The organism is Pseudothermotoga sp. U03pept (assembly GCF_051235805.1).
Taxonomy (GTDB): Bacteria; Thermotogota; Thermotogae; order Thermotogales; family DSM-5069; genus Pseudothermotoga_B.
This window is the reverse complement of the sequence record NZ_JBPNXV010000001.1, coordinates 606,478-621,814: the sequence shown is the minus strand read 5'-3', so window position 1 is coordinate 621,814 and position 15,337 is coordinate 606,478. Positions and strand designations below refer to the sequence as shown.

Sequence of the window (15,337 nt, the reverse complement as noted above, 5' to 3'; positions counted from 1 at the left end):
TTGCCGAAAAACAGTATACTATACTCTGTGAAAAAACTCTTGAATGGGGTGAAAAATGTGTGTGGAGTCTTTGGGATAATCTACAAAGAAGAAAAGGAAAATCTGGGCAAGATCTTAACAGAAGCTGCGCAGAGACTGGTCTACAGAGGGTATGACTCAGTTGGGATATCTGCCATAACCATTGATGGAAAGGTTGAACTTCGCAAAGATGTCGGTATCGTTGACGAAGTGAGTGAAAGATTGAAATTCAACGAACTCAAGGGATTTAAGGGCATCGCTCAATTGAGATGGGCAACCTTTGGCACGCCTTCTCAAAAAAACTCACAACCACATTATGACTGTGACAAAGATATGGTTGGTGCCCACAATGGAAACATAATCAACATGGTACAACTCAGAAAGAGTTTCTTAGAGGAGAACCACACTATCAGAAGTGAAAACGATGGTGAGATAGTCGTCCACGCCATAGAAAAATTCTACGATCAGTACAGAGAAATGAATGTAGCAATCCAGAAAGCCGCAGAATTGCTGAAGGGTGACTTCGCTTGTGTGATAACTCGCATCGACGATGACAAGATGTATTGTGTTAAGCGCGGCTCTTCGCTCTATCTCGGTGTTGGAAATGATTTCATCTGTGCCTCTTCAGATCTGCCATCTATCATCCCTTTGACCAGAAGAATAGTACCTTTGAAAGATGGTGAGTACGTCGAATTCACCCACAACAGATTCACAATTCGTGATATCAAAACAGGTCAGCCAATAGAGAGAGAACCTCAAGTCATGGACATATCTGCTGAAGCTACATCAAAGCTTGGCTATGATCATTACATGATAAAGGAAATCTACGAACAACCCGAGAAGGTCTCCGCACTCCTTGAATTTCTCAGATTCGATATGGACCTTTCCCGATACACGAACATTCTCTCACGCTCAAGACACATCTTTTTGGTTGGAGCAGGCAGTTCTTACCATGCGGCACTGGTTGGAAGCTATCTTTTTAACAAACTATCGAGGAAAGTTGCAATCGCCGTCGAGGCTGGTAGGTTTCTTGAAAACTACTCAGACTCCGTTTCAAAGGAAGATGTCGTCATACTCATCTCTCAGAGTGGTGAAACAAAGGACGTGATAAACGTACTGAACGCCATCGAGGACAAAACCACGGTTTTGTCGATTGTGAACGTAATGGGATCAACGGTCATGATGAGAAGTCTTTTGAATATACCGTTGTGCTGTGAGCTTGAGATCTCCGTGCCTGCCACCAAGACCTTTATGAATGAACTCGTAGTTCTTTACTATTTGGCATCAAAGATGAGTTTCGATGACGTGTACATGAAAGACATAAAAACACTGCCAACTCTTCTCAAAGACGCCCTGCAGACGAGCTTGCCACAGGTGCAAGAGCTTCTAAACTCTGAGATAGACTTCTCGAACTCCTACATGCTTGGGTATGGTATCAGTCATGGAATCGCACTCGAGGGAGCTTTGAAGATAAAGGAAGTTGTGTACAATCATATAGAAGGTGTTTATTCTTCAGAGTTCAAGCATGGTCCTTTGTCTTCGGTCTGTGAAAACTACCCAGTTTTCTTTATCACACACAGTTCTCAGGCAAACATGATCATATCGCATATAAACGAGGTAACTTGTAGAAAGGGCACTGCGGTAGTTTTGAGCAACAAATCAGATGAGATATTCGCAAATGCAACAAAGATCATCGAATACCCAGACTGCCCATGGTATCTGTCACCGTTTCTTTCGGTTGTACCTCTTCAACTCTTTGCATACCATCTTTCGGTCAAAAATGGTGTGAATCCCGATCTTCCAAGAAATCTTTCAAAAACGGTGACGGTGGACTGAAAGGACAACAGTCTGGTTCAGTGTTGAACAGCTTTGAAAACAATCATAGAGTTTCTTGATCGTGAGGTGAAGAATCTGAGAAGATATAAAATACCCATATACATGCTTTTGATCTTTGTCAGTGTGTCGATAGGTTTATGGATTTGGTCTGATAATATCTTCTACCTTTTCAATTTCATGTACATAGGTCTTGTTGTATCTTTTGGCATCTTCTTAATGATCAAAAAATACAGATACTCAAGACAGTTCGTACAGTTTGGCGTAGGATTTTACATGCTTGTTTATCTTGGGCTTATATGCCGCGAGAATATGCAGTTAGAAGGTTTCTGGTACTATTTGTTCATGGGGGTATTTCAAGCGGCGGTGATACACTACGCTGTGGCAAAGATCTTTGGTCCACTGCTGTTTGGAAGAGGATGGTGTGGATATGCCTGCTGGACTGCCGCGGTCTTGGATTTGTTGCCTTACAGGATGCCTGAAAATCCTCGAATAAAGGGACTATCCATCATGCGGTACGTCTTATTCTTTCTCTCGCTTTTGTTTGTGATCACACTGTTCTTATTGAAAATTCGTGACATTGAGACCGTGATGTTCTGGAGTTTTGTCGTGGGAAATATAATATACTATGTAGTTGGAGTAGTATTGGCTTTCGCATTGAAAGATAACAGGGCATTTTGTAAATATATCTGTCCTGTAACTGTTTTCTTGAAGCCAGCAAGTTATTTTTCTCTACTTAGGATAAAAACAGACAGTGAAAAGTGTGTCTCCTGCAAAAGATGCAAGAAAGTATGCCCGATGAACGTAGATATTTTAGACACAAGAAGAAGCAGAGAGAACGGAACAGAATGCATTTTGTGCATGGAATGCGTGAAAAGCTGTCCTAAGGGTGCTCTTCACCTTTGAGGGAAAAAATGATGCATCAAGAGGCGACAGAACAAGGCAAGGTCTCAAACTGCCTATAGTAAGGAGTGAGTGTGATGCCAATTTACAGATATTTCTGTGAGAAATGCCAAAAGGAACACAAGATGTTGATGAAGATGAACGATCAAGACCCAGATTGCCCAGAGTGCGGAGAAAGGATGAAAAAACAGCTTCCGCATATACAGATAAAGGGCAAAGGGAGTTCCTCATGTTCTTCCAATAATTGTAGTGGATGCTCTGGCTGTTCATCAAGCCATTGAGGAGGAATACACAATGAAGGTTGAATACCAGAACCTGGTGTACAGATGTCCTTACCTACCAAATTTCCAAACGAGTGTGGAGATTGAACCGATCGAAGGATTCATAGGCCAAGAAAAGGCAAGAAAGGCTGTAGAAGATGCCTTGAGTATAAATGAAAAAGGTTTCAACGTTTTTGTAGTGGGTATGCCAGGGACTGGTAGAAGGAGCTTCATAACCTCATTCCTTGAAAAGGAAGCCTTAAGGATGTCACCGCCGAAGGACTGGGTCTATGTGTACAACTTTTCAAATCCTTCTGAGCCGAAGGCGATCTCACTCGAACATGGTAAGGGTGCTCAGTTCAAGTCCGATATGCAGAAGCTTTCAGAAGAAGTAATTGAGTCGATTGAGAAGATCTTTGAGAGCGAAGATTATGCAGCCAAAAAGTCGGAGCTCGAAGATGAATACATGAGCAAAAGAACAAAGCTCTGGGAAGAGCTTCAAGAGAAAGCAAAAGAACTCGGTTTTTCGGTTCAGCTGACTCCAACCGGTGTTGTCAGTGTCCCAATCTTTGAAGGAAAGCCGGTTACACCAGAAATACTTGAATCTCTACCTGAGGAAGTGAAACAAAGCATCGGTGAGAATGGCAGAAAGTTAAAGCACGTGATAGAGGGAACATTGTACAAATCGAGAAAACTCGATCGGGAATACAAAGAAAAACTCAGAGAACTGGACAAATACGCGGCACTATTCACAGTTGGAGCTCTTTTCGACGAGATGCGTAAACAGTACGAATTCAGCTATGACATAACTCAGTACCTGACAGATGTTGAAAACGATGTTCTGAACAATCTGAGCGATCTGAGAAGCGAAGATCCTGAAGTAAGACAGCTTTACAAGAAAAGGTACTCTGTAAACTTAATTGTCGACAACTCTCACATCACAGGTGCACCAGTGATCTTCGAAAGAAATCCAACTTATTCAAATCTGGCTGGCAAAGTAGAATACTACAGCAGGGCTGGAATGCTCTTCACCGATTTCACCTTCATAAAGGCTGGTGCACTGCACAGGGCAAATGGGGGCTTTTTGATACTCGAAGCTGAAAGTCTGTTGAGAAACCCATATGCATGGGAATATCTCAAAAGAGCACTTCTCTCTGAAGAGATAACCATAGAAAATCTTGAAAGCGCTCTTGGCTTTTCGAATATTGTTTCTCTTAGACCACAGCCAATACCGTTGAATGTCAAGATCTTTTTGATCGCCTCGCCAAGGATCTACTATCTGATGTACACCTACGATGAAGATGTCAGAAAACTCTTCAGAGTGAAAAGTGAGTTCGACTGGGAACTGGATGTGAATGAGGAGAATGTCAAGAAATATCTTGGTTTCATCTCTTCTTCATGCTGCAGACATGAACTGCCCCATCTCGACACAAAAGCGGTCGAGAGAATTCTTTGGTACTCATCGAGGCTCGCGGCAGACAGAGAAAAATTATCTGTTCGCTTCGGCGAGATAAGTGGTTTGATAAGGGAATCTTGCAGTATAGCTACTCGATGCGGTGACAAGACTGTACGAGAAGAACATGTCAAGACGGCGATATCTCAAATGGAAGACAGAGTGAATCTCATTCAGACGAAATACGATTCTCAGATAAAGTCGCACGATCTTATGGTCGAAACAACCGGCACAAGGATAGGTCAGGTCAATGGATTGACGGTTTATGACCTTTCTGATCACAGCTTTGGAATCCCGGTGAAGATAACGGCAAAGGTACACCTCGGTAAACCCGGGGTTGTTGATATACAAAGAGAGGCAAATCTGAGTGGCAAGATTCACAGCAAGGCCGTACTGACACTCGAAGGCTTTTTCGGTGAACGGTATGCACAACTGCTCCCACTCTCGATAAGCGCCTCGTTGAACTTCGAACAGGTCTATGGAGTAGTTGAAGGAGACAGCGCATCGATCGCCGAAGCCATAGCACTCATAAGTGCGATCTCTAAGGTACCGATCAAGCAGGAAATAGCTGTAACAGGGTCTATGAACCAGCACGGCGAAGTACAGCCAGTCGGTGGAGTCACAGAGAAGGTGGAAGGATTTCACAGGGCTTGTAAGCTTCATGGACTTACGGGAAATCAAGGCGTGATTCTGCCAAAGGCAAACTTGAAAAATCTTCTTCTGAAAGATGAAGTTCTCGAAGACATAAAGAAGGGTTTGTTCCACATCTGGGCGATCGAACACATAGATGAGGCAATAGAGATACTGACAGGCATAAAGGCTGGAAAGCTCACCAAAACAGGTAATTACGAGAAAGGCTCGGTTAACGACTTGGTTGTAAAGGCTTTGAAAAAGGCAAAAGAGAATGTAAAAGAGAAGAAAACATCGCAAAAAAGAGACCGCAAGAGAAAATGAGTCTCAGCCTTGCCTTTTTTCGAAGTTCATTTCCGCTATTGATTTTTGAAGGTAAAGTGGCTCAAGTTCATAGGGTTTTACCAAGAGACCTTCTTGGGCTTTTCTGAGAACCTCTTTTGCGAGTATCTCACCTCTGATCTTCTCAGCTTCGTCAGATGAGATTTTGGCAATCTCTTTGAAAAACTCCTTGGCATCGCCTGCCACGATAGGGTTTTTAAGAGCCTTCACAAACTCTTTGGCAGTCTGAAGTTCCATCACAGTCGGTGCAAGTTTCTGCGCTCTTTCCTCATAGCAGGCAAGATAGACATAACCCTCTCTTGCCCTTTTTGCTATGACCACTTCTTTGTTGTGATGAGAGAAATTCAAAGCCACGATCTCAGAAGAGACTACCTCAACGACGTCTTTTGAGAGTGCACAAGCCATTCCTTGTACAAAGGCTATACCAATCCTCAGTCCTGTAAGACTTCCTGGTCCTATTCCACAACCAAGATAATCAAGAGATTCAACGGGCTGATCTACCATATCGAGAAACTGTTTTGCAAGAGGTGCGATCTTTATCGCATGTCTTTCAATTCCTTCGTATGAGAGACTCAAAATATTCTGTTCATCTGCATAAACCATGACAAGAGTCTCAGTCGAACTGTCAATGGCAAATATTCTCATAGCGCCTCCCTCAAGAGTTCTACCAATTCTTGTGGTTGTTCACAGTATATGAAGAAAATGAAGCCTTCAGCATATCGATTCAGTAGCTTTTCTTCCACCTTTGCGAAGGTTCTGCCTTCTCGTTGCACCAAATTCATCTCGCTTGCCAACCTCTCAAGCAATTTGTTGTAGGAAGGTTCCACAACCGAATCTCTAAAAGCCACGAAGACGACCTTTCCGCCATTTCCAACAAAAGAGACTAAATTCTCTATTTCAAAATCGTTCAGTGCCATCGTTTCGGCAAAAGCGCCTTTGTTCGGTAGTCCAATTACAACACACGAAGCAGATGGAACTCTTTTGAAAAATGTCATGTTGTACGCGACTTGAAAACCTTCTTTTTCCAATTGATTCTTGAGTGGATCGTAGAAAGATCGATAGGCATTCTCGTGTGATTGATCTATCAATACAACGGCTTTCTTGATTTCAACGAAGCCCGTTTGGGCTATCTTGCCATTCAGAAGAACGGTCACTCGGTGTGTACCAACTGGCAAATCTTTCAGCTGAAAGGCTATCTCCTTCTTTGTCCTCGGTGCAACTTCCACTTGCGTCTGCTGTGATTTGCCTGTAGCAATCACCTGAAGATCACAAGGAGTTTGTTCATAGGAACTGTTTATGAGATCAAAATACACTTCGAGATCTGTACCCTGTGGTTTTGTTCTTAGGTTTACGACGTATAGATCACCGTGCTGAACCCATATGGGTGCCGTGATGATCTCATCCCAGTCATTTTGAATGACGTACAAGAAATACCATTCGTAGCCATCGGTGGGTTCACAGGTATACTGCGCTTTAAAACGATTCGAATTTATGCGCCAGTTTTTCACATCACCACTCTGAGAGACAATCACAGCCTCGTAAAAAGGTTCATCATCTACCAGCTCAACATCAAATGTCAATTGAGTTGCATCTTTCAATATTGAGCCCATCCATTGATCGTTGCATTTGAAGGTCACGCGAACGTTTTTATCTTCGCTGGCATATGTGCGTTTGTTTTTGAGCGCTTCCATAATCGATTCATAACTCAGCGATTCTGCTACTATCACCGTTCTGGTGTCGTTTGCAGAGCCCCAATTAGCCCTATGGTTGTCCTGATTTGCCGTCGCACCAACGTGCCACCCTTTGTCCAACGCTAATCTATAATTTGAATACATCTCCTTCGTGATAGTCCTTCTGGAGGTGTTTCCGTTTCCAACTTCAATCAAGTTGATATATTCATCGGCTTCGAGATCGTACTCGAAATCGTAGAAGTTGCCATAGGTGACACCGGGGTGGTTGAACTGGGCAAGTGCTTTCTGATCGACGATCCACTTGTACAGAGCCTTCAAATCGGATTCGTTTCTGTCTGTCCAGATCGATGTTCCATAGACGTTTATGTGTCCTACACCACCAGTCCACTCAAAACCCCACAGTCCCAGAAAACTGTCTGCAGTAGCCTGCTGTGCGGCAATCTTTGTCATAATCAATTTATCTTGACCGTCTATCTTTTGTCTGAAATAGTAAGCATGGTCTGTTACAGCCAAAATGTCGACGTAATCTTTTGCATATTGATAAGCCTCAGATGGTGTCCCTTGACCGTCTGAAAAACTCGTATGAGAGTGAAGATTTGCAAAATAAAAGTTGTACGCAGCAGCCACCAAAGACAAGAACAAGAAAGACAAAATGAGCGATCTTTTCACTGCACACACCTCATTTCCCTAAGATTTTTCCCAAGAACTTACCAGTGTGTGATGATTCGACCTTTGCGACTTCCTCAGGCGTGCCACAAGCAATCAAATATCCTCCATCGTCTCCACCCTCTGGTCCCAAGTCGATCACATAATCTGCATTTTTGACGACGTCTAAATTGTGTTCAATCACTATAACCGTGTTGCCTTTGTCCACCAATCTGTGCAATACATCGATGAGTTTGTTCACATCTTCGAAGTGTAATCCCACCGTTGGCTCATCGAGTATGTAGAGTGTTCGTCCTGTTGCAACTTTTTTCAGCTCCGAAGCCAACTTTACCCTTTGAGACTCTCCACCCGAAAGCGTGGTGGCTGGTTGACCCAGTCTGATGTAACCAAGTCCCACCTCGGACAGCAGATTCAAGGTACGAAAGATGTGTGGGACATTTTTGAAAAACTCAAGGGCTTCATCGACAGACATCTCGAGTACCTCGTGTATGTTCTTACCTTTGTATCTTACTTGAAGAGTCTCTTCATTGTACCTTCTACCTTTACACACATCGCATTCAACATAGACATCTGGCAAAAAGAGCATCTCTATTCTGACAAAACCGTGTCCTTGGCATGCCTCACATCTTCCACCCTTCAGATTAAAACTGAATCTACTCTTGTCATAACCTCTTGCCTTTGCTTCTGGTGTCATGGCAAAGAGTTCTCTTATGTCATCGAAGACCTTCGTGTAAGTGGCAGGGTTACTCCTCGGTGTTCTGCCTATGGGAGATTGATCGATCGCTATGATCTTGTCGATATTCTCTATGCCTTCTATTCGATCGTGTGCACCGACTGGCAACCTCGTTCTGTAGATCTCGTTCATCAAAGCAGGATAGAGTGTGTCAATTATCAAAGAGGACTTTCCAGAACCCGAAACACCTGTCACACAGATGAAAGTGCCAAGCGGAATTTGAACTGTTATGTTCTTCAGATTGTTGTGTTTTGCACCCACTATCGTTATAGAGTTTCCATTGCCCTTCCTACGCACCTGCGGACTTTTTATTCTTCTGATACCTGCAAGGTACTGACCAGTGAGAGAACCATCTGGGTTGTTGATCAAACCATCAATACTCCCCGAGTAAACAACCCTTCCACCGTTCTCTCCTCCAAAGGGTCCAAGATCGACTATGTAATCTGAACTCCTTATGACCTCTTCATCGTGTTCCACCACTATCACCGTGTTTCCCAGATCTCTGAGCTTTTTCAGAGTGTTGATCAATCTTATATTGTCTCTTTGGTGTAAACCTATCGTCGGCTCGTCTAAGACATAGGTAACTCCAGTCAAACCTGAGCCTATCTGTGTCGCAAGTCTGATTCTTTGAGCTTCACCACCAGAGAGAGTGACAACTGTTCTCGAAAGAGTCAAATACCCAAGGCCAACGTCGAGCAAGAACTGAAAACGCCTTTTGATCTCATCAACCAGCTCTCCAACTATTCTCTGTTCTCTGTCACCGAAAGATCTCTGTAGATCTAAGATAAACTCATGTGCTTTTTCGATCGTCATCTGAGTGAAGTCGATTATGTTCAGCCCCTTTATCGTCACCGCAAGTGCTTCGGGCTTGAGCTTCTTTCCACCGCAGACAGGACAGGTTCTTTGTACGATGAACTTTCTCTCTATCCACTCTTTGATCTCTTCTGATTCTGTCTCTCTGTAGCGTCTTTCCAGATTGTTGACTATTCCTTCAAAGTCGCCATAGCCGTACAAAACCGCCTCTTGAACGTGTTGAGATAATTCGCCAAAGGGTACACTGGTTGAACCACCAAGTGAATGGACCAAACGTTTTATGTGAGAGAGATAATATCCATCGGTGTGATAGGGAATTATTGCACCTTCATCAATGCTGAGTCTCTCATCGACAACTAATTGCGGATCTACCTGAAGGTTGTATCCAAGTCCATGACAGTTGGGACAAGCACCATAGGGATTGTTGAACGAAAAGAGCTTAGGGTTTATCTCAGGAAGCCCTATATTGCAGATAGGGCACATCATGTGCTGGCTGAAGATCAATTCCTCGCTTGTATCAAGATTTTTGATATGCACAAAGCCTGAACTCTCCCTGAAGGCTATCTCGATGTCATCGGCAATTCTGTGCCTTTCGTCTTCTTCGAGTACAATTCTATCGACGAGCAGTTTGATCGTGTGCCTTTTGTTCTTATCAAGCTCACCTATTTCTTCGAGTCTAAATATCTGTCCATCGACTTCCGCTCTCACAAAGCCTTTCGCAAGGTAGTCTGCAAATTCTTTTTTAAAGGTTCCCTTCTTGTCTGTGGCAACTGGTGAGAGTATGTAGAGCCTTGTGCCAATCTTGAACTTCGAGAAGAGATCTTTGACTATTTGATCGATATCCTTTTTTTCCACAGGCCTACCGCAGGAAGGACAGTGTGGCTGTCCTATCTTTGAAAAAAGTACTCTCAAATAGTCGTAGATCTCTGTGGTAGTACCAACGGTAGATCGAGGGTTGTGTGAGACACTTCTCTGGTCTATGGCAATGGCTGGAGACAAGCCATCAATGGAATCTACGTCGGGCTTTTTCAGTTCTCCAAGAAATTGACGTGCGTAGGTGGAAAGTGATTCAAGGTATCTCCTTTGACCTTCTGCATATATCGTGTCCATGGCAAGGGTTGATTTTCCAGAACCAGACAGACCGGTTATGACCGTTATCTTGTTTTTTGGGATTTCAACAGAGATGTTCTTGAGGTTGTGAACGCGTGCTCCTTTGATCTTTATGCTGTTCAGCATCTGACACCTCACTGAGAAAAAACCCCCTGCGCCGCAGGGGGGTATCTACTGGAGCGGGCGACGGGTTTCGAACCCGCGACCTTCTGCTTGGCAAGCAGACGCTCTACCGCTGAGCTACGCCCGCAATCTGGTGCGAGAGGTGGGACTTGAACCCACACGGATTCATCACCCACTGGATTCTAAGTCCAGCGCGTCTGCCAGTTCCGCCACTCTCGCACTGGTGACCCGCCCGGGACTCGAACCCGGGACCCCCTGATTAAAAGTCAGGTGCTCTTCCGGCTGAGCTAGCGGGTCAGCCAGACGACAGTGCATTTTGATCATATCACACCGCTTTGTATTTTTCAAGTACCAAATCTATCAAAGGCGTATGCCTTTCAGCAGCTTTATAAAATTCTGCTCCATGGCTTTCGCGTCTTCGAGAAGTTTTTCTCTGATTTTCACTGGTTTGTTCATCGCCTTTGCGATGGCAATGGCTATATCGGTCGGATTTTCATCGGCATAGCCCGGATAATCAGGAAGGTACTTTCTCATGAATCGCGTGGCTTTTGAGTTATTGACTGCCACAAAAGGTATTCCAAAATATGCAGAGATCAAACAGCCATGCATTCTCTGCGAGATCACCAAAGAAGAAGAAGCTATACTCTTTATCGGATCATCTGAAACTTCAAAGTTCCTGTACTGTTTCAGTAAACTCAACGAGACTTCTCTATCTTGGGGGCTTAGAGGGACAAAGATGAATTTCTCAAAACCCATTTCTTTCAAACAGGTGACGATCTCTGATAGTTCCAACGGCTCTTTCAAGCAGAAAGATACACACCGCTCTTTTTGAGAATCGATCTGCATCTTTTCCAATTCCAAAACCGCGAGGTCTGTTCCACCAAAGACATTCTTGCTGAACCTCTTTGCATATCTTTCACTCACCGCATCTCTTGCTATCAAAAAGACTTTCTTTCTCGAAAGCAGATATCTCAAAATCATTCTTGAGAGCTTTCTTTTCACCGGTCCAAGACTGTTTGCAACCAGGAAAACAGGCTTTCCAAAAGTTCTTGAAAGTACGACCAAAGATGAGTAGTAAAGAAAACTTCTCAGGCTTGTCTGATCTTGAAATATGCCGCCACCGCCACAGACCACAACCTCACTGTGAAGTATGGCATTCATCACAGAAATAGGATCAAATCTGTTCACTGGAATGACATTGCTCCATTTGTAATCTTTTTTCCTGCCCTTTGGTACAAGGAGATATATCTCTTTGAAAAAGGCTTTTCTGAGTATATCAATGGTGGCACGGCACAAGAGTTCGTCGCCAAGGTTATCATAGCCGTAGTATCCGAAGACCAAAGCACTTTTCAAGGAATAGCATCCCTCTCTAAAGAATGATACATTGAGATTATATCAGATGGGAGGTCTCGCATGATTCAAAGAATTACCGACAAAGTCTTTGTCGTGGGCATGGAGGGTTCTGCGAATGTGGTCATCATATCGATACCAAAGGGTGTCATCGTCGTTGACACCTCGTTGTTCCCAGAGAAAGCACAGAAGATTCGTGAGTTCATCGAATCAGTCCTAAGGAAAGAGATTCTCTTTGTGGTGAACACACATTATCATCCAGATCACACCTTTGGAAATGTGGTTTTCGAGGACGTGCAGATCATCTCATCAAACCTCACCAGTGAAAAGATGAGGATGATGGACGAAGAATATCTCAAAGAGCTTCCATCAAATGGCAAGGTGGTGACTGCCTCGAAAACCTTCGAAGAGGAGTACAGAGAAGGTCCAGTAACCTTGAAGAAAGTTGGAGGGCACACACCAGATTCATCTGTGGTGATCTTCGAACAAGAAAGGGTTTTGGTTGCAGGGGATCTCGTTTTCAACGATCTTCATCCGGAGATCGTGCAGGACAGCAAAATAACCGAATGGCTCGAAGTGTTGGAGAATCTCAAGAAGCTCAAGATCGATTGGGTTATACCAGGTCACGGTAATCACTCGGACAAAGTCTGCTTGGATTTGATGATAAAATACCTTGCCAAGATTCAAAGGCTCCTCGACGGTACGATCACCTATGCGGAGATACTGTCAGATGAGAACTTCTCAAAAAGGAAATTCCCCGAACTCTTTTCTTGGGGGCTGGAAAACTTGATAGCTCATTGAACAAAGTGAAAATAATGATCCACTTTGGCGTTCAGGACTAAGTTTTTGACCTTTATCTTTATATATTCATCGCCACTCTTGTTGGTTACAAGAAATTCTTCGATCAAACCTTCCTTCACCTTCATCTTGAAGACAACAGGGTCATTTGACTTACCAGCGATGAGAACGGTGGGGGTTATTGTCAAGGTATCACCGTCGAACTTCGTGACCACAACAGGAGTTTGTATCATTTTCAAGACAGCGAGAAAAACCTCTACGATGTTCGTCAACGGCAGTTCAACGTTTTCCATGTCGGTATACCCGGGAAAGGAAGAATAAAGGCGTTTTGTTCTCGATATGTAAGCAAAAGAAAGCTGTGAGACGACGGATGGCTCTTTTATGAGCAAATAGAAATCTTCGAGGTTTCTCACAGCAATATCACCACTCACTGTAGACTCTTGGTACTGCTCTTGACTTTTCACGCGCATCACAAGTTCGAACTCAAGATAGAAATCCCTAACACCGGCTAAACTCTCGACAAGATCGAGCAATGGATTTGCAAGAACAGTCAAACTGAAAGTCAATGTTAGAAGCGCAAAGCAGATCTTTTTCATCACACGCCATTTGTCTCCCTTATTGAATATATCCTCTGTTTTGGACTCACGATCTCCGTTATTCTAACACCAAAGTTCTCGTCCACTACAACGACCTCTCCCCTCGCTATCAGCCTGCCGTTCACCAAGATGTCAACTGGTTCTCCAGTGAGTTTGTCAAGCTCTATCAACGAACCGACATTCATCTCAAGCACCTGTTTTAAGGTCATCTTTGCACGTCCAAGCTCAACTACCACCTTCAATGGAACATCTAAGAGCAATTCGAGTTTGTCAGAGAATTCAGATGAAGATGTCACAGTGGCTTCTTCTGGTTGCTTGGAAAACTCCTGAAATTGCACAGGCTGTACCTTCACCTTCTCCTCCTTCTTCTCTTTCTTCTTTTCTGCTGGTGCACTCTTTTGAGGGTAGATCATGTTGAAGATATCTTTGAAGAAGAGAATCGATGAGAGCATTATCAGCCATGAAGTCTTAGAGTTCTCCAGATCAACGTCGTAGAGAGCGTACGCCAAAATCTCTGCTGGATTGAAGGTAAACCATGGTTCTGCATCCTTTTTCAAGAGATCCACCTTCAAATTCGCGATCGATATCTTCTTCTTGGTCTTTTCTGAAAGCGAGGTTATGGCAGCACCTATCATCTGATTCATTGTTTCTGTTATTGCACTGAGTCTAACCTCGTCGAGCTCCAAGCTCTCTGGTTCACCGGAACCTCCCATCATCATGTCTGCTATGCGTGCGCCCAAAGATTGAGGTATCAAGAACAAAAGATTGCCCTTTATGCCTTCAGCAAACTCTATCTGGACACCCACCATCTCTTCCTCAGCTGACTGAATCACATCTTTCAAGGCTTTGTTTGCCACTTCTTTCAAGGTGAGTTTTGCCTCTCTTCCAATGACTATTCCCAATGCAGCAGAAGAAGAACCGGCAATCAAATCGCATATTTCAGTTATCGCCTTCTTGTCTTCATCTGTCAGAGTTTCGCTGAGTCCTTTTAGAAGTTCGTTGAGTTCATCTTGAGTGAGAAAATCACTGTTCATCTTCTTCCACCTCCGGCTTCAAGATCCGGGTAACCTTCACGGCTTTATGTCCTTTGAAGACACCCGGTTGAGCCATGAACTTTGGCTTACCATGAACTTCGATTGTAATTTCATCATCTTTGTGGGTTTTCAACCTGATCACGTCGCCAACTTCCAGATCAAGAACTTCTTTGACGGTCAAAACACTTTCACCCAGAATTGCTGAAAGTTTCACATTCATCGTCCTGATGTTCTGCCTGAGATCATCGAGCATCTTTTCAGAAAGCTGCTCGCGTTTTGTAGTGAACCAACTTCTTGAAGTGAGTCTATCCATAAATGGCTCTGTTAGTGAAGAGGGCCAACATACGTTCAAGAATCCTTCGGTCTTGCCTATAGTTATGAACAACGAAACCAAGAGAACCATTTCGTTCGGAGGTGCGATCTGAACAAATTGAGGATTGTTTTCGATACTCTCTATGCTTGGTACGAAATGGTAGATTTCATTCCATGCCTGAGCGAGATTGGTCAATATGTTCAGAATCTCTTTTCTCATTATCGATATTTCTATGTCCGATGGAGTACGCTTCACATGAGGGATACCTGGCCCACCGAGTATCAAGTCTAATATGGTGTAAAAGATCTCAAGGTTCATTTCTAATATCGCGTTCCCCACAAATTCCGGTGCTGTGAATATCACTATGAAAGATGGAGTAGGAAGCGATCTCACAAACTCCTCGTAAGATATCTGGTCTATGCTTGCAAGATTGATATTAGTGAAGGTGCGAACCCTTCCTGAAAGGTATGTCGAGACAGACCTTGCGAAGTTTTCATGAATCATGTCAAAGACCCTTATGTGCTCTTTTGAAAACTTGCTGGGCCTTCTGAAATCGTAAGGTTTTACCTTTTTAGTTTCTTCCTTCTTGATCTCTTCGATTGAAACCTCGCCGGTGCTTACGGCTTGTAAAAGCCTGTCTATTTCGTCTTGACTGAGTACATCAGCCACGC

At 43.7% G+C, this 15,337-nt stretch carries 12 protein-coding genes and 3 tRNA genes; 5 read left to right on the top strand and 10 right to left on the bottom strand.

Translation table 11 applies throughout. From position 1 onward, the window contains the following. Positions 1-57 precede the first annotated feature (57 nt). The 4 genes from glmS (at position 58) to ACSFC1_RS03090 (ending at position 5,421) form a co-directional block, all read left to right on the top strand. Entirely contained in the window at positions 58-1,854 is a 1,797-nt protein-coding gene (gene glmS, locus ACSFC1_RS03105; protein ID WP_435564662.1) for a glutamine--fructose-6-phosphate transaminase (isomerizing), read from the top strand. A 33-nt stretch (positions 1,855-1,887) separates the two neighbouring features. Next, positions 1,888-2,757: a 4Fe-4S binding protein gene (locus ACSFC1_RS03100; RefSeq protein ID WP_435564661.1), complete on the top strand. Its 870-nt coding sequence runs from the start codon at positions 1,888-1,890 to the stop codon at positions 2,755-2,757. Between the two features lie 74 nt (positions 2,758-2,831). After that, positions 2,832-3,035: an FmdB family zinc ribbon protein gene (locus ACSFC1_RS03095; RefSeq protein WP_435564660.1), complete on the top strand. Its 204-nt coding sequence runs from the start codon at positions 2,832-2,834 to the stop codon at positions 3,033-3,035. Between the two features lie 13 nt (positions 3,036-3,048). After that, entirely contained in the window at positions 3,049-5,421 is a 2,373-nt protein-coding gene (locus ACSFC1_RS03090) for a Lon protease family protein (protein WP_435564659.1), read from the top strand. A 3-nt stretch (positions 5,422-5,424) separates the two neighbouring features. On the opposite strand, the gene tsaB is transcribed toward ACSFC1_RS03090, so the two are convergent. The 7 genes from tsaB to ACSFC1_RS03055 form a co-directional block, all read right to left on the bottom strand. Further along, positions 5,425-6,084, bottom strand: coding sequence for a tRNA (adenosine(37)-N6)-threonylcarbamoyltransferase complex dimerization subunit type 1 TsaB (gene tsaB / locus ACSFC1_RS03085; protein ID WP_435564658.1), 660 nt, complete (start codon positions 6,082-6,084; stop codon positions 5,425-5,427). Further along, positions 6,081-7,799 carry a CehA/McbA family metallohydrolase gene (locus ACSFC1_RS03080; protein WP_435564657.1) on the bottom strand — a complete coding sequence of 573 codons (1,719 nt, stop codon included), beginning with the start codon at positions 7,797-7,799 and terminating at the stop codon, positions 6,081-6,083. Before ACSFC1_RS03080 ends, tsaB begins: the two co-directional genes overlap by 4 nt. A gap of 10 nt (positions 7,800-7,809) precedes the next feature. Then, positions 7,810-10,575, bottom strand: coding sequence for an excinuclease ABC subunit UvrA (gene uvrA, locus ACSFC1_RS03075; RefSeq protein ID WP_435565972.1), 2,766 nt, complete (start codon positions 10,573-10,575; stop codon positions 7,810-7,812). 52 nt (positions 10,576-10,627) lie between these two features. After that, positions 10,628-10,702 (bottom strand) — tRNA-Gly (locus ACSFC1_RS03070). A gap of 4 nt (positions 10,703-10,706) precedes the next feature. Then, positions 10,707-10,794: transfer RNA gene (locus tag ACSFC1_RS03065), tRNA-Leu, on the bottom strand. Positions 10,795-10,796: 2 nt separating this feature from the next. Next, positions 10,797-10,872, bottom strand: a tRNA-Lys gene (locus ACSFC1_RS03060). Between the two features lie 63 nt (positions 10,873-10,935). Further along, complete coding sequence (locus ACSFC1_RS03055) at positions 10,936-11,928, bottom strand: polysaccharide pyruvyl transferase family protein (protein ID WP_435564656.1); 993 nt, start codon at positions 11,926-11,928, stop codon at positions 10,936-10,938. Between the two features lie 60 nt (positions 11,929-11,988). Here ACSFC1_RS03055 and ACSFC1_RS03050 point away from each other — a divergent pair, with 60 nt between their 5' ends. After that, on the top strand, positions 11,989-12,726 hold the full coding sequence (locus tag ACSFC1_RS03050) for an MBL fold metallo-hydrolase (protein WP_435564655.1): 738 nt from the start codon (positions 11,989-11,991) through the stop codon (positions 12,724-12,726). Here the strand turns inward: ACSFC1_RS03050 and ACSFC1_RS03045 are convergent. Genes ACSFC1_RS03045 through fliM form a run of 3 tightly spaced genes read right to left on the bottom strand, consistent with a single transcriptional unit; the run spans position 12,720 to position 15,335 of the window. Continuing rightward, the gene (locus tag ACSFC1_RS03045; protein WP_435564654.1) at positions 12,720-13,319 is read right to left on the bottom strand and encodes a hypothetical protein; all 600 of its coding nucleotides are present in this window, start codon (positions 13,317-13,319) and stop codon (positions 12,720-12,722) included. The genes ACSFC1_RS03050 and ACSFC1_RS03045 overlap by 7 nt on opposite strands. Beyond that, positions 13,319-14,353 (bottom strand): flagellar motor switch protein FliN, encoded by a 1,035-nt coding sequence (gene fliN / locus ACSFC1_RS03040; RefSeq protein ID WP_435564653.1) that lies wholly within the window; start codon positions 14,351-14,353, stop codon positions 13,319-13,321. Before fliN ends, ACSFC1_RS03045 begins: the two co-directional genes overlap by 1 nt. Next, entirely contained in the window at positions 14,343-15,335 is a 993-nt protein-coding gene (gene fliM, locus ACSFC1_RS03035) for a flagellar motor switch protein FliM (protein ID WP_435564652.1), read from the bottom strand. The genes fliN and fliM overlap by 11 nt, the downstream gene beginning before the upstream one ends. Positions 15,336-15,337: the final 2 nt, after the last annotated feature.

Coding starts and splice junctions, on each gene's coding strand:
- ACSFC1_RS03095 (WP_435564660.1), top strand. CDS start 2,832: ATGCCAATTTACAGATATTTCTGTGAGAAATGCCAAAAGGAACACAAG.
- ACSFC1_RS03090 (WP_435564659.1), top strand. CDS start 3,049: ATGAAGGTTGAATACCAGAACCTGGTGTACAGATGTCCTTACCTACCA.
- tsaB (WP_435564658.1), bottom strand. CDS start 6,084: ATGAGAATATTTGCCATTGACAGTTCGACTGAGACTCTTGTCATGGTT.
- ACSFC1_RS03050 (WP_435564655.1), top strand. CDS start 11,989: ATGATTCAAAGAATTACCGACAAAGTCTTTGTCGTGGGCATGGAGGGT.
- ACSFC1_RS03045 (WP_435564654.1), bottom strand. CDS start 13,319: ATGAAAAAGATCTGCTTTGCGCTTCTAACATTGACTTTCAGTTTGACT.
- fliN (WP_435564653.1), bottom strand. CDS start 14,353: ATGAACAGTGATTTTCTCACTCAAGATGAACTCAACGAACTTCTAAAA.